10 protein-coding genes are annotated in these 13,969 nt (G+C 62.4%); 5 read left to right on the forward strand and 5 right to left on the reverse strand.

Annotation, left to right across the window (positions count from 1 at the left end):
• Positions 1-227 precede the first annotated feature (227 nt).
• Genes proV through proX form a run of 3 tightly spaced genes read left to right on the forward strand, consistent with a single transcriptional unit; the run spans position 228 to position 3,576 of the window.
• Complete coding sequence (proV, locus tag ACRCYW_RS20780; protein ID WP_438551880.1) at positions 228-1,424, forward strand: glycine betaine/L-proline ABC transporter ATP-binding protein ProV; 1,197 nt, start codon at positions 228-230, stop codon at positions 1,422-1,424.
• Positions 1,421-2,578 (forward strand): glycine betaine/L-proline ABC transporter permease ProW, encoded by a 1,158-nt coding sequence (gene proW / locus ACRCYW_RS20785; protein WP_438551881.1) that lies wholly within the window; start codon positions 1,421-1,423, stop codon positions 2,576-2,578. Before proV ends, proW begins: the two co-directional genes overlap by 4 nt.
• Positions 2,575-3,576: a glycine betaine/L-proline ABC transporter substrate-binding protein ProX gene (proX, locus tag ACRCYW_RS20790; RefSeq protein ID WP_438551882.1), complete on the forward strand. Its 1,002-nt coding sequence runs from the start codon at positions 2,575-2,577 to the stop codon at positions 3,574-3,576. Before proW ends, proX begins: the two co-directional genes overlap by 4 nt.
• 82 nt (positions 3,577-3,658) lie before the next feature.
• On the opposite strand, the gene ACRCYW_RS20795 is transcribed toward proX, so the two are convergent.
• The 3 genes from ACRCYW_RS20795 to ACRCYW_RS20805 are packed head-to-tail and all read right to left on the reverse strand — an operon-like array spanning position 3,659 to position 7,957.
• On the reverse strand, positions 3,659-4,465 hold the full coding sequence (locus ACRCYW_RS20795; RefSeq protein WP_438551883.1) for a phosphoadenylyl-sulfate reductase: 807 nt from the start codon (positions 4,463-4,465) through the stop codon (positions 3,659-3,661).
• Positions 4,455-6,167, reverse strand: a complete 1,713-nt coding sequence (cysI, locus tag ACRCYW_RS20800; protein ID WP_438551884.1) for an assimilatory sulfite reductase (NADPH) hemoprotein subunit — start codon at positions 6,165-6,167, stop codon at positions 4,455-4,457. Before cysI ends, ACRCYW_RS20795 begins: the two co-directional genes overlap by 11 nt.
• Positions 6,167-7,957, reverse strand: a complete 1,791-nt coding sequence (locus tag ACRCYW_RS20805; RefSeq protein WP_438552055.1) for an assimilatory sulfite reductase (NADPH) flavoprotein subunit — start codon at positions 7,955-7,957, stop codon at positions 6,167-6,169. Before ACRCYW_RS20805 ends, cysI begins: the two co-directional genes overlap by 1 nt.
• Before the next feature lie 186 nt (positions 7,958-8,143).
• On the opposite strand from ACRCYW_RS20805, the gene ACRCYW_RS20810 reads away from it, so the two are divergent.
• Positions 8,144-8,944 carry a PhzF family phenazine biosynthesis protein gene (locus ACRCYW_RS20810; protein ID WP_438551885.1) on the forward strand — a complete coding sequence of 267 codons (801 nt, stop codon included), beginning with the start codon at positions 8,144-8,146 and terminating at the stop codon, positions 8,942-8,944.
• A 127-nt stretch (positions 8,945-9,071) separates the two neighbouring features.
• Here the strand turns inward: ACRCYW_RS20810 and lysS are convergent, their stop codons facing one another.
• Positions 9,072-10,607, reverse strand: a complete 1,536-nt coding sequence (gene lysS, locus ACRCYW_RS20815; RefSeq protein WP_438551886.1) for a lysine--tRNA ligase — start codon at positions 10,605-10,607, stop codon at positions 9,072-9,074.
• Between the two features lie 20 nt (positions 10,608-10,627).
• Positions 10,628-11,726 (reverse strand): peptide chain release factor 2 gene (gene prfB, locus ACRCYW_RS20820; RefSeq protein WP_438551887.1). Its coding sequence is split into 2 segments (ribosomal slippage): positions 10,628-11,650 and positions 11,652-11,726, totalling 1,098 coding nucleotides; the frame shifts between segments, so codons are not numbered across the junction.
• A 258-nt stretch (positions 11,727-11,984) separates the two neighbouring features.
• Here prfB and ACRCYW_RS20825 point away from each other — a divergent pair.
• Complete coding sequence (locus ACRCYW_RS20825) at positions 11,985-13,856, forward strand: methyl-accepting chemotaxis protein (RefSeq protein ID WP_438551888.1); 1,872 nt, start codon at positions 11,985-11,987, stop codon at positions 13,854-13,856.
• The last annotated feature ends 113 nt before the right edge of the window (positions 13,857-13,969 follow it).

The following is a 13,969-nucleotide window of genomic DNA, read 5'->3' on the forward strand; positions in this document are numbered from 1 at the left end:
TTTGATTAATATATCAAATGATCAGTCCGTTTCCCCCGGATCATCCGTCGTTGTTGAATTTTTTGTTCATTTAAATAATCCATAAAAATCAGTATCTTAAATTTTTGATTTCATGGTGGGACTCTTATGGTTCTTTTTTGTGGGGTGATTTTTGTTTAGTGTTAAAAGTAATTGGTTCGCGTTCGGCAGCTGAAACATCAAGATGCCGGCCATAAAAAAAGGACAGCATGACAGTCAAGCTTGAGGTCAAATCACTCTATAAAATCTTCGGAGAACATCCGGAAAAGGCGTTCAAGTGGCTGGCGAAAGGGCACGACCGCGCCAGCATCTTGCAAAAGACGGGACAGACCCTGGGGGTGCAGGACGTCAACCTCGCCATCCAGGAGGGGGAGATCTTCGTGATCATGGGTCTCTCCGGCTCGGGCAAGTCCACCCTGGTGCGGCTCTTCAACCGGCTGATCGAGCCGACCCGCGGCCAGGTGCTCATCGACGGTGAAGACATAGCCGCCATCTCGGACGGCGAGCTGCGCCAGGTGCGGCGCAAGAAGATCAGCATGGTATTCCAGTCCTTCGCCCTGATGCCCCACCTGAGCGTGCTGGAAAACACCGCCTTCGGCCTGGAGCTGGCCGGAGTGCCGCTGGCGGAGCGCCAGCACAGTGCCCGCCAGGCCCTGCATCAGGTGGGGCTGGGCCAGTGGATCGATGCCTACCCGGATGCCCTCTCCGGCGGCATGAAGCAGAGGGTCGGCCTGGCCCGAGCCCTGGCCAATGACCCGGATATCTTGCTGATGGATGAGGCTTTCTCTGCGCTGGATCCACTCATTCGCACAGAGATGCAGGACGAACTGCTAAAGCTGCAGGGCAGTCAGCAGAGAACCATTGTCTTCATCTCCCACGATCTGGACGAGGCGATGCGCATCGGCGATCGCATCGCCATCATGCAGGACGGTCAGGTGGTGCAGGTCGGTACCCCGGATGAGATCCTGAACCAACCCGCCAACGACTATGTGCGCGCCTTCTTTCGCGGGGTGGATCTGGCCAACGTGTTCAGCGCCCGGGATGTGGCGAGCCGCAAGCAGGTGCCGCTTATCAAGAAACACACCACGGACGGGCCGGGCAACGCCCTGCGTCAGCTCAAGGAGCTGGAGCGGGAATTCGGCTATGTGGTGGATCGCAGTCGTCGCTTCCTCGGCGTCGTCTCGGTGGAATCGCTGAACCAGGCGGTACGCAGCAAGGGTAGCTTTGAGCAGGCGCTGCTGTCGGACATCCAGCCCATCCTGGCAGATACCCCCCTCAATGAACTCATCAGCCAGGTGGCCGCCGCCCCCTGTCAGGTGCCCGTGGTCGAATCGGATGGCAGCTATCTGGGACTCATCTCCAAGGCCAACCTGCTGAACACCCTGGACAGGAGTACCCCGGCATGAAATTAACTTCTTATTATCCTCTGCTGGCAGGCATGCTGGCATTATTGCTGCTGGCGAGTGCCCCCGCTCGGGCCGACGAGGTCGCGGCCGATCTCTGGGCCGCAACCACGGAGGCGAGCACAGAGGCCGCCGGCGATCCCTGGGCGAGCACGGACACAGTCGCCGCCGACTGGCAGAACCAGATAGCGACCACGGAGACGGACACCCAGATCAACTGGCTGGATCCTTTCCAGCAGGCGCTGGTGCCACTGGATACCTGGGTCGAGGGCGGCATCGGCTGGCTGGTGGAAAACCTGCGGCCCCTGTTCCAGCTGATCCGGGCGCCGGTGGAGCTGGCCCTGGGGGGTATGACCCATCTGCTGCAGACGGTACCCTCCGCCCTGATGATAGGCCTGCTGACCCTGGTCGCCTGGCAGCTGGTCAATGGTCGCATGGCACTCGGCGCCCTCGCATCTCTTGTCGGGATCGGCCTTATCGGTGCCTGGTACGATGCCATGATAACCCTGTCACTGGTGCTGACCTCGCTCTTCTTCTGCGTCCTGATAGGCTTGCCGGTCGGCATACTGCTGGCGCGCAGTGAACGGCTGTCCCGCTGGACCCGGCCCCTGCTGGACGCCATGCAGACCACTCCAGCTTTCGTCTACCTCATCCCCATCGTAATGCTGTTTGGTATCGGCAACGTGCCGGGTGTGGTGGTGACGGTGATCTTCGCCCTGCCGCCCATGATCCGCCTGACCATGCTGGGCATTCGCCAGGTGCCCACCGATCTGGTTGAAGCTGCCCACTCCTTCGGCGCCAGTCCGTCCCAGCTGCTGTTCAAGGTGCAGTTGCCGCTCGCCATGCCCACCATCATGGCCGGGGTCAACCAGACCCTGATGCTGGCGCTCTCCATGGTGGTGATCGCCTCCATGATCGCGGTCGGCGGCCTCGGCCAGATGGTGCTGAGGGGCATAGGCCGCCTCGATATGGGGCTCGCCTCCATCGGCGGCCTCGGCATAGTGCTGCTGGCCATAGTGCTCGATCGCCTGACCCAGGCCATGGGACAACCGGATCGCAGCCGCACCGGCCGCTGGTATCAGCGCGGCCCGGCGGCCCTGCTGCTGCGACTGTGCGGCCGCAGCCCATCCATTCAATGCAAAGGAGCAACCTTATGAGATCCATTACTACCAGCCTGACCCTGGGCGCCCTGCTACTGAGCTCTCTGTTGCTGAGTTCGGTCGCCATGGCCAGTACCGAGTTGCCGGGGGAGGGGGTCAAGGTGCAACCCCTGCAGAGCTCCCTGCCGGAAGAGGCGTTCCAGAGCCTGCTGGTCAGCAAGCTGATGGAGCGGCTCGGCTACGACGTGCAGCCGGCGCAAGAGGTGGACTACAACGTGGCCTATGCCTCTGTGGCCCAGGGAGATGGCACCTTCCTCGCCTTTAACTGGATCCCGCTGCAGGATAACAAGTACGAGCAGGCGGGGGGCGACAAGGTGTTCTTCCGCCAGGGGACCTATGTGGCTGGCGCCGCCCAGGGCTATCTCATCGACAAGAAGACCGCGACCCAATACGGCATCACCAATCTCGGTCAGCTGAAGGATCCCAAGCTGGCGGCCCTGTTTGACGGGGACGGTGACGGCAAGGCCGATCTGGTGGGGTGCAACCCGGGCTGGGGCTGTGAGGAGGCGATCAACCACCATCTCGACGAGCTTGGCCTGACCCCGACCGTGACCCACAAGCAGGGCAACTACGCGGCCCTGATCGCCGATACCCTGGCTCGCTACCAGAGCGGCAAGCCGGTGCTCTATTACACCTGGACGCCGTACTGGCTCAGCAGCGAACTGGTGCCGGGGCGGGACGTGGTCTGGTTGGAAGTCCCGGCCGATGCCAGGGATGCGGCCAAGACTCGGCTGCCGAACGGCAAGGACTACGGGTTTGCGGTCAATACCATGCACATAGTCGCCAACAAGGCCTTCACCGATGCCAATCCGGCGGCGGCCAAGTTGTTCAGCATCGTCAAGTTGCCCCTCAACGACATCAACATCCAGAATGGCCTGATGAACAAGGGACAGAACAAGCCGGCGGATGTGGAGCGCCACGCCGATGCCTGGCTCAAGGGGCATGAGCAGCAGGTCAACGACTGGCTGGCCCAGGCGCGCACCGCCGCGCAATAAGTGGCGATCCTGATTGCCCGATAGACAAAACGCCCGGCATGGGCCGGGCGTTTTTTATGGGCAGAATCAGGGGCTGGCGGGATCAGATCCCGGAGCCGCCTTGCTCACCGCTCTCCTCGTGCAGGCCGCATTCACGCTTGAGACCGAAGAAGCGGGTCTGCTCCTCGCTCATGCCAGGCTCCCACTTGGTGGTGGTGTGCACGTCGCCGACCGAGAGGTAACCCTGTTCCCACAGGGGGTGATAGGGCAGGTCAAACTCCTTGAAGTAGTAGAAGACGTCCTTGTTGCTCCAGTCGATCACCGGCAGGAACTTGAAGCGGCCGCGCGCGATGGCGAGCACAGGCAGCTTGCCACGGCTACCGGACTGCTCCCGGCGCAGGCCCGAGAACCAGGTCTGGGCGCCGAGTTCCGTCAGGGCGCGGTCCATGGGCTCCACCTTGTTGAGCTGGTTGTAGCGGGTGATCCCCTCCACCCCCTGCTCCCACAGGAGGCCGAAGCGAGCCTCCTGCCAGGCCGGCGACAGCTCGGCCCGGTAGATCTTCAAGTTGAGCGCGAGGCGCTCGGTCAGCTCGTCGATGAAGCGGTAGGTCTCCGGGAACAGATAGCCGGTATCGGTCAGCACCACGGGCACATCGCTTTTCTCCTGGCCCACCAGGTGTAGCATCAGGGCCGCCTGGATGCCGAAGCTGGACGACAGCACATGTTCCCCCGGCAGGTGCTGCAGGGCCCAGCGTACCCGCTCGGGGGCGCTCATGGCGTCCAGCTCCCGGTTCAGGGGGGCCAGCGCCTCGACCTGCTCTTCCCGATTCAGGGTCAGCAGGGCCTGCAGATCGAGCCGCCCGTCGGCGGTGAGCCTGGGTTGCTCGCTAGTTGATAGTTCAGACTGCATAGAAGTCCCTCGCTGAATCTATAACGGGCGCCACTATGCCTGCGCGGATCACGAAGTCGCCGAAGCACTCGGCTCCGTCGCGCTCCTTGGCCCAGCGGCCGATCAGGGTGTCGAGCTCGGCCAGGATCTGCGGCTCCGTGATGTTCTCCTGGTAGAGGCGCGGAATGCGGGTCCCTTCCAGGTTGCCACCCAGGTGCAGGTTGTAGCGACCGGGGGCCTTGCCCACCAGACCCACCTCCGCCAGCATGGCGCGGCCGCAACCATTCGGGCAACCGGTGACCCGGAAGATGATGGCATCGTCCGCCTGTCCATGCTTGGCCAGCAGGCCTTCGATGTCGGTGACGAAGGCAGGCAACATGCGCTCGGCCTCGGCCATGGCGAGCGGGCAGGTGGGCAGGGCCACGCAGGCCATGGACTGCTTGCGCTGCTCGCTCACGCCGTCATCCAGCAGGCCATATTGGCGGGCCAGTTTCTCGATACGGGCCCTCTCCTTGGCGGGGACGCCGGCGATGATGAGGTTCTGGTTGGCGGTCAGGCGGAAGTCCCCCTGATGCACCTTGGCGATCTCCAGCATGCCGGTCTTGAGGGGCTTGCCCGGGAAGTCCAGCAGGCGGCCGTTCTCGATGAACAGGGTCAGGTGATGTTTGCCATCTATGCCTTCCACCCAGCCGAAGCGATCCCCACGGCTGGTGAACTCATAAGGGCGCACCGGCCCGAACTGGATGCCGGCACGGCTCTCCACCTCGGCCTTGAAGGCCTCGACGCCGACTCGCTCGAGGGTGTACTTGGTCTTGGCGTTCTTGCGGTTGACCCGGTTGCCCCAGTCGCGCTGGGTACTGACCACGGCGGCCGCCACCTCCAGCACGTGGGAGAGGGGAATGAAGCCGAAGTCGCTCGCCTTGCGCGGATAGGTCGTTGTATCGCCGTGGGTCATGGCGAGGCCGCCACCCACCAGCACGTTGAAGCCCACCAGCTTGCCGCCATCGGCGATGGCCACGAAGTTCAGGTCATTGGCGTGGATGTCCACGTCGTTGTGGGGCGGGATCACCACGGTCGTCTTGAATTTGCGCGGCAGATAGTTGGAGCCGAGGATGGGCTCCTCATCGCCCCCCAGCTTCTCGCCGTCCAGCCAGATCTCCACGTAGGCGCGGGTCTTGGGCAGCAGATGCTCGGAGATCTTTTTGGCCCACTCGTAGGCCTCCTGGTGCAGCTCGGACTCTACCGGGTTGCTGGTGCAGAGCACGTTGCGGTTCACGTCGCCCGCGGTGGCGATGGAATCGATGCCGGTGCTGTTGAGGGTCTGGTGCATCATCTTGATGTCACGCTTGAGAACCCCGTGGAACTGGAAGGTCTGGCGGGTGGTGAGACGGATGCTGCCGTACAGGCTGTGCTCCTCGGCAAACTTGTCGATCACCTGCCACTGGGCCGGGGTGATGATGCCGCCGGGCAGGCGGGCCCGCAGCATGACGTTGTGCAGGGGTTCGAGCTTCTGGGCGGCGCGCTCCGGGCGGATGTCGCGGTCATCCTGCTGATACATGCCGTGGAAGCGGATCAGCTGGAAGTTGTCGCCGTTGAAACCGCCGGTGAGGGGATCCTGCAGATCCTGCTCTATGGTGCCGCGCAGGAAGTTGCTCTCGCGCTTGAGGCGCTCGTTGTCGGAGAGCGGTCCTTCCACCGGTCCCGGAATCACTTGTTTGCTCATCAATAGACATCCCTTTGATAACGTTTGGCACGACGCAGTTCGCTCAAATACTCTTCTGCTTCCTCACGACTCTTGTGGCCGTGTTCGGCAATCACATCCAGCAGGGCCTGCTGCACATCCTTGGCCATGTGGTTGGCGTCGCCGCACACATAGAAGTGGGCGCCGGCCTCCAGCCATTGATAGAGCTCGAGACCTGCTTCGCGCAGCCTGTCCTGCACATAGATCTTGTGGCCCTGATCCCGGCTAAATGCCAGCGAGATCTTGCTGAGCAGGCCGGATTTCACATAACGCTGCCACTCCACCTGATAGAGGAAGTCCTGGGTAAAGTGAGGGTTGCCGAAGAAGAGCCAGTTCTTGCCCTCTGCTCCTTGCGCCTCACGCTCCTGCATGAAGGCGCGGAAGGGTGCAATGCCGGTGCCCGGGCCCACCATGATGACGGGTGTATCCGGGTTCGCCGGCAGGCGGAAGTTGTCGTTGTGCTCCACGAACACCCGCACCTCGGCCTCATCAAACAGGCGGTCTGCCAGATAGGAGGAGGCGCCCCCCGAGCGCACTGTGCCATCGGCCTGAGGATAGCGCACCACGCCGACGGTGAGGTGCACCTCCTCTTCCACCTCGCTCTGGGCGGAAGCGATGGAGTAGAGGCGGGGGGTGAGGGGGCGCAGCAGGACGGTCAGCTGCTCTGCGCTCAGCCTGGCGGGGAAGCGTTTCAATACATCCACCACCTGGGCGGAGGCGACCAGGGTATTGACCTGGGCCTTGTCGCCGGCCAGATCCTTGAGTGCCGCGTTATCGGCGATCTCTGCCAATCCGGTGATAAAGCCGCCGTGCAGCCGGGTCAGCTCGAAGTGACGGGTCAGGGCTTCCCGCAGGCTGCCATGGGCGCTGGCTTCATTGCCGGAAAGACCGGTCAGGGCCAGTACCTCATCCACCAGGGAGGCGTCGTTGTCAAACCAGATGCCGAGGGCATCACCGGGTTGATAAGTGATGCCGGACGCCTCGAGGTTGATCTCGATATGGCGGATGTCCTTGGTGGAATCGCGGCCGGTGATCTTCTGATTGACCGAGAGGCGGGCGGGGAAGGGGTTCTCCTTGTGATACTGGCTGTGGCCGACCGCAGATTGCACGGCCCCCGCCACTGTGGCGGTCGAAGCGCCCGCAGAGAGCGTGGCGGCGATGGCCTTGACCGCCTGCTCACCCCAGGCCTTGGCGGTCTCCTGGTAATCCACGTCCAGGCTGGCTAGCTCATGGATACGTTCACCACCTGCTTTTGAGAGGAAGCCGTCGAAGTCCTTGCCGGTCTGGCAGAAGAATTCGTAGGAGCTGTCACCCAGACCCAGCACGGCGAACTTGAGCCCCTCCAACTTGCCAATCTTGCCCTTCTTCAATTGCTCGAACAGATCGACGGTGTTCTCCGGTGGCTCACCCTCCCCGTAAGTGCTCACTACCACCAGCAGGTGGCTCTCTTTCTTGAGCTGTTTAGGTTTGTAATCGGCCATGGAGACCAGGGTCACCGGCAGGCCCAGGGCCTCTGCCTGCTTCTGGATGACGGCGGCCGCTCCCTTGGCGTTGCCGGTCTGGGAGCCGTAGAGAATGGTCAGGTTGCCACCCGGCGCCGCGCTGGCTGCTGTCGTTGTCACCGGCTGCTGGCCGGATTGGGAGAGGCCGTAGAGATAGCCGCTCACCCAGGCAAGCTGCTGGGTGTTGAGGGTGGTGAGAACCTGGTTCAGCTGGCGCTGCTGCTCGTCAGAGAGGGGGCTGATGTTGGGTATGGGGGCTGTCAATTGCATCACACACGTCTTCCATGGTCTGATTTTTGGTCAGGTTAAGGGCTGTGGTGAATAACAACAAAGAATAAAAATATCTTCTTTATGCGATTTGTGAATTTATAAAGCCGAGATCCGGCTCTGGGACCCCTTGACCCGTGGTATAAAGACTCGCAACGACTCTTTCAGCCGTCCCACAAGGGGATATGCATGACCACACTGTTTCACGTCAATGCCTTCAGCCAGCGCCCCTTCGGCGGCAACCCCGCCGTGGTGGTGCTGGGGCCCGAGCGGCCCACGGCCGAGCTGCGGGCCATGGCCGCCGAGTTCAACCTCTCCGAGACTGCCTTCCTCACGGGGTTAGGGAATGCTCACTATCGGCTGCGCTGGTTCACCCCGACCGTGGAGGTGGATCTCTGCGGTCACGGCACCCTGGCGGCGGCTCACGCCATCTGGGAAGCGGGTGAGGCAGGGCTTGACGAGGTGCTGCGCTTCGAGACCCGCAGCGGCATCTTGACGGCGGTGCGCGAAGGGGAATGGATCCGGCTCGACTTTCCCCGCATCCAGCTCTCTCCACTGACGCTGGATCCCGCCTATGCCGGAGCCCTGGGTTGCCAGCCGCGGCAGACCCTGGCCGCCGGTGCCAAGTTCCTGCTGGAGTTGGGCAGTGAGGAGGAGGTGCGGGCGCTCAAGCCGGACTTCCATGCCCTGCGCGCCCTGCCTGGCCGGGGACTGATGGTGACGGCGCCTTCGAGCAGCTCGGAATATGACTTCGTCTCCCGCTACTTCGCCCCCTGGGTGGGGGTGGACGAGGATCCGGTCACCGGCTCCAACCACTGTGCCCTGGTGCCGTTCTGGGCCGAGCGCCTCGGCAAGACGCGGCTCAAGGCTCGCCAGCTCTCCATGCGGGGCGGGGAGCTTCGACTCTCCTTACTGGGAGACAGGGTGCAGATGGCCGGTCAGGCGCTGACCCTGTGGCGGGGGGAGTGGCTGCTGCCGCCTAAAGCCTAGGGACGGATTCTCGGCAGCGTACCGCCACCAACGGTTCTGCATAAAAAATCGCCCCGCAATTGCGGGGCGTTTTGATGGCGCTCGAGGGCAGAGGGACTCTGCCTTCGATGGCTTGTTGTTGCGGACCTTACTTCTGCGGACGCAGGGCCGGGAACAGGATGACGTCGCGAATGGTGTGGCTGTTGGTGAACAGCATGACCAGACGGTCGATACCTATACCCTGACCGGCAGTGGGCGGCAGGCCGTGTTCCAGCGCGGTGACGAAGTCGGCGTCGTAGAACATGGCTTCGTCGTCACCGGCAGCTTTCTGATCGACCTGATCCTGGAAGCGTTTGGCCTGATCTTCCGCATCGTTTAGCTCGGAGAAGCCGTTGGCCAGCTCGCGGCCACCGATGAAGAACTCGAAGCGGTCGGTGACTTCGGGGTTCACGTCGTTGCGGCGCGCCAGCGGGGAGACAGCAGCCGGGTACTCGGTGATGAAGGTCGGTTGCAGCAACATGTGCTCCACGGTCTCTTCGAAGATCGCGGTGATCACGTGGCCCAGCTCCCAGCCCTTCATCAGCTCGATGTGCAGACGCTTGGCGACGGCCTTGGCGCTCTCCAGGGTCGCCAGATCGTCCAGGGTCACATCCGGGTTGAACTTCAGGATGGACTCGACCATGGTGAGGCGCTGGAACGGCTGACCGAAATCGATGGTCAGACCCTCTTCGCCCTCTTTGGCGTAACGGATCTTGGTGTCACCCAGGATGTCCTGGGCCAGGGTGCGCAGCAGCTCCTCGGTCAGGTCCATCAGATCGATGTAATCGGCGTAGGCCATATAGAACTCGATCATGGTGAACTCGGGGTTGTGACGCACCGAGATGCCTTCGTTACGGAAGTTGCGGTTGATCTCGTACACGCGCTCGAAACCACCGACCACCAGGCGCTTCAGATAGAGCTCGGGGGCGATACGCAGGTACATGTCGATGTCCAGCGCATTGTGGTGAGTGACGAAGGGACGCGCGGAGGCACCGCCCGGGATGACCTGCATCATGGGGGTTTCCACTTCCATGAAGCGCTTCTCGTTGAAGAACTTGCGGATGCCGGCGACCACCTGGGTGCGGATCATGAAGGTCTTGCGGGACTCTTCGTTGGCGATCAGATCCAGGTAGCGCTGACGGCAACGGGCTTCCTGATCGGTCAGACCCTTGTGCTTCTCGGGCAGGGGACGCAGAGCCTTGGTCAGCAGACGGATGTCGGAGACGTGAACGGAGAGCTCACCGGTGTTGGTGCGGAACAGGGTGCCCTCAACGCCGACGATGTCCCCCAGATCCCACTTCTTGAACTGCTCGTTGTAGAAACCTTCCGGCAGGTCGTCACGGGTGACGTAGACCTGGATCTTGCCAGCCATGTCCTGCAGGGTCGCGAAGGAAGCCTTGCCCATGATCCGGCGGGTCATGATGCGACCGGCAATCTTCACCCGTTTACCCAGGGCCGCCAGCTCGTCGGCACTCTTGTCGCCGAACTCGGCATGCAGATCGCCGGACAGGCTGTCACGACGGAAGTCGTTGGGGAAGGGATTGCCCTGGGCGCGCAGGGCGGCCAGCTTGGAGCGACGCTCAAGCATCTCGTTGTTGAGGTCGAGAGTCTGGTCGATTTCCGGAGTGGTGGTTTGTTCAGACATGGTGATTCCTGCTGTTCTGTTTACAGGCCTGATTTCAGGCTGGCTTCGATAAACTTGTCCAAGTCGCCGTCAAGCACCGATTGGGTGTTGCGGGTCTCGACGCCGGTACGCAGATCCTTGATACGGGAATCATCCAGTACATAGGAGCGGATCTGGCTACCCCAGCCGATATCGGACTTGGTCTCTTCGAGAGCTTGCTTCTCGGCATTCTGCTTCTGAATTTCCAGCTCGTAGAGCTTGGCCTTCAGCTGCTTCATACACTGATCTTTGTTCTTGTGCTGGGAACGGTCGTTCTGGCACTGCACCACGACGCCGGTGGGGACGTGGGTGATACGCACCGCGGACTCGGTCCGGTTGACGTGCTGACCACCGGCACCGGAGGCGCGGTAGACGTCGATGCGAAGGTCCGCCGGGTTGATGTCGATCTCGATGTCATCATCGATCTCGGGATAGACGAACACGGAGCAGAACGAGGTGTGACGACGGCCACCGGAGTCGAACGGGGATTTACGAACCAGACGGTGCACGCCTGTCTCGGTGCGCAGCCATCCGAACGCGTATTCGCCGGTGAACTTGACGGTGGCGGACTTGATGCCGGCTACGTCCCCTTCGGAGCATTCGATGAGCTCGGGCTTGTAGCCGTGGGCATCGCCCCAGCGCAGGTACATGCGCAGCACCATGTTGGCCCAGTCCTGGGCCTCGGTGCCGCCGGAACCGGACTGGATGTCGATGTAACAGTCGGAACCGTCGTGCTGACCGGAGAACATGCGGCGGAATTCCAGCTCGACGAGCTTGGCTTCCAGATCGTCGGCTTCGGCGATGGCCTCGTTGAAGGTCTCTTCGTCCTCCCCCTCGACCGCCAGGCTGACCAGCATCTCGACGTCATCGACGCCCTGGGTCAGGGTGTCTATGGTGCCGACCACGTTCTCGAGCGCCACGCGCTCCTTGCCGAGCGCCTGTGCGCGCTCCGGCTCGTTCCAGACGTCCGGTTGTTCCAGCTCGGCGTTGACCTCTTCTAGACGCTCTTTCTTGGCGTCATAGTCAAAGGTACCCCCTAAGCAGCTCGGTCCTCTCAGACAGCTCCTTAAGCTTGTTTAATACAGGATTGACTTCAAACATCGTGAAAACTCTCGGGGTCGATGTGATTTAAAAACGGGACATTCTAGCCAATTGTGGAAGGAATAGACAGGGTTGGCTGTCCCTGGTGCGTCAACCCACCGTGATTTCTGGTGCTATCGGCAGGGTTTCAGTGGAAAATATCGCCGGCGTCGGCATTTGTCGCTTCAGTTTTGTGCCCGTTGGCCGCTATTGATCCACATGCAAGGGTGCCATCTCCGCTCCGAGCAATCCTGTTCCTGACCAAAAGAAGAAAGCACGATGAAGAACCTGTCACTCAAACAGAAGATACTGTTGTCTGTGGTCATCGCCCTGTCACTGGTGATCCTGTTGCTCTCCTGGCAGAGCTATACCAGCCAGAAATCACTGCTGCTGCAAGGCAGTCAGGAGCAGGTGCAGCGCCTCGGCAGCCAGCAGGCCGAACGGATCAGCGACTGGCTCGCCGCCCGCCGCGACGTCATCCAGGCTCTGGGCAACAAGGCCACCTCAGAACCCCTCAACGCCCTGCAGCAGGCGCAGGTTTCCGGTCGCTTCCAGCTCACCTACTTCGGTGAGGGCAGCGGCAAGATGCACGACTCCGACCCCTCCATCAACCGCGATGGCTATGATCCCCGCTCCCGCGGCTGGTATCAGGAGGCCATGGGCAAGGGTGCCCTGATCGTGACCAAGCCGTATCTCGATGTGGCCTACAACATCATGGTGGTGACCCTGGCCCAGCCCGCTCAGGGCGGCGTGGTCGGCGGCGATCTCTCCATCGCCTCCCTGGTGGAGGACGTCACCAAGATGGCCCTGCCGGCGGACGGCGTCGCCATCCTGATGCACAAGGACGGCACCGTCATCGCGTACAAAGACGCGGCCAAGGCGATGAAACCGGCCACCGAGATAGACAACGATCTCTCCAACGCCCTGATCGAACAGAGCAAGGGCAGCAACAGCCTGGTGCCCGCCTACTTCGACAACGAAGGCCGTGACAAGCTGCTGTGGGCGGTGGATATCCCCAACACCGACTGGGAGCTGGTGCTGGTGCTGGACAAGGCCACCCTGGAGGCACCGCTCTCCTCCCTGCTGCTGACCCAGCTTGGCCTGGCCCTGCTGGTGCTGGTGGGCAGCATACTCGCCATCTCCTGGCTGGTGAGCCTGCTGCTCGGGCCGCTCGGCAAGGTCTCCCAGGCCCTGGCCCGCATCGCCGACGGTAACGGCGATCTGACCCAGCGCATCAAGATCGACGCCAACGACGAGGTGGGTCAGCTGGCCAACAGCTTCAACCGCTTCGTGGGCAGCCAGCACCAGCTGATCGGCAACATCCGTCAGCTCGCCAACGAACTGAACGCCGACGCCGAGCGCAGTCTGGTGACCAACCAGGCCGCGGTGGAAGAGCTGCAGCGCCAACAGCAGGAGGTGACCATGGTCGCCACCGCCGTCACCGAGATGGCGAGCGCCACCATGGAGATCGCCGGCAACGCCGAGAACACCGCCGCCGCCGCCCAGCAATCTGCCCAGAGCAGCGAGCAGGGCAAGATGCTGGTGAACCAGACCCGAGCCTCCATCAACAACCTGGCGGAAGAGGTGGGCCAGGCCACCGGCGTCATCGGCGAGCTGAGCCGCCACGCCCAGGCCATCTCCGGCATCCTCTCCACCATCCAGGGCATCGCCGAGCAGACCAACCTGCTGGCGCTGAACGCGGCCATCGAAGCGGCCCGTGCCGGTGAACAGGGCCGCGGCTTCGCCGTGGTGGCGGACGAGGTGCGGGTGTTGTCCCGCCGCACCCAGGATTCCACCCAGGAGATCCAGGCCACCATCGAGACCTTGCAGCAGACCACGGCTCGCGCGGTGAGTCTGATGCAGACCAGTCAGGGGCTGGCGGACAACAGCGTGAAGGACGCCGATGCCGCCGCCGCCGCGCTCGAAGAGATCACCCAAGCGGTCTCGCTCATCTCCGACATGGCGGGTCAGATCGCCACCGCCGCCGAGGAGCAGACCCAGGTGACCGGCGAGATCACCCAGAACACCACCGCCATCAAGGATGTGAGCGACGAGATCACCGCCGCCGCCATGCGTGACCTGGATCAGGCCCAGGGCCTCAAGGGCCGTGCCACCAACCTGAATCAGCAGGTGTCGACCTTTATCCTCTAAGGAAAGGCCAGCCCGCGATGCCAGAGCCCCGCACGAGAGTGCGGGGCTTTTTACTGGCCGCTAGTGAGAAGTTGCTGTGCTCGCCCCGGGAGGGGAGAGGTCATGAAGTGTGT

The sequence above is a fragment of the Aeromonas sp. genome, from assembly GCF_051657805.1.
In the GTDB taxonomy this organism is placed as follows: Bacteria; Pseudomonadota; Gammaproteobacteria; order Enterobacterales; family Aeromonadaceae; genus Aeromonas.

Coding starts and splice junctions, on each gene's coding strand:
- proV (WP_438551880.1), top strand. CDS start 228: ATGACAGTCAAGCTTGAGGTCAAATCACTCTATAAAATCTTCGGAGAA.
- proW (WP_438551881.1), top strand. CDS start 1,421: ATGAAATTAACTTCTTATTATCCTCTGCTGGCAGGCATGCTGGCATTA.
- proX (WP_438551882.1), top strand. CDS start 2,575: ATGAGATCCATTACTACCAGCCTGACCCTGGGCGCCCTGCTACTGAGC.
- ACRCYW_RS20795 (WP_438551883.1), bottom strand. CDS start 4,465: ATGCAGTCTGAACTATCAACTAGCGAGCAACCCAGGCTCACCGCCGAC.
- cysI (WP_438551884.1), bottom strand. CDS start 6,167: ATGAGCAAACAAGTGATTCCGGGACCGGTGGAAGGACCGCTCTCCGAC.
- ACRCYW_RS20805 (WP_438552055.1), bottom strand. CDS start 7,957: ATGCAATTGACAGCCCCCATACCCAACATCAGCCCCCTCTCTGACGAG.
- ACRCYW_RS20810 (WP_438551885.1), top strand. CDS start 8,144: ATGACCACACTGTTTCACGTCAATGCCTTCAGCCAGCGCCCCTTCGGC.
- lysS (WP_438551886.1), bottom strand. CDS start 10,607: ATGTCTGAACAAACCACCACTCCGGAAATCGACCAGACTCTCGACCTC.
- ACRCYW_RS20825 (WP_438551888.1), top strand. CDS start 11,985: ATGAAGAACCTGTCACTCAAACAGAAGATACTGTTGTCTGTGGTCATC.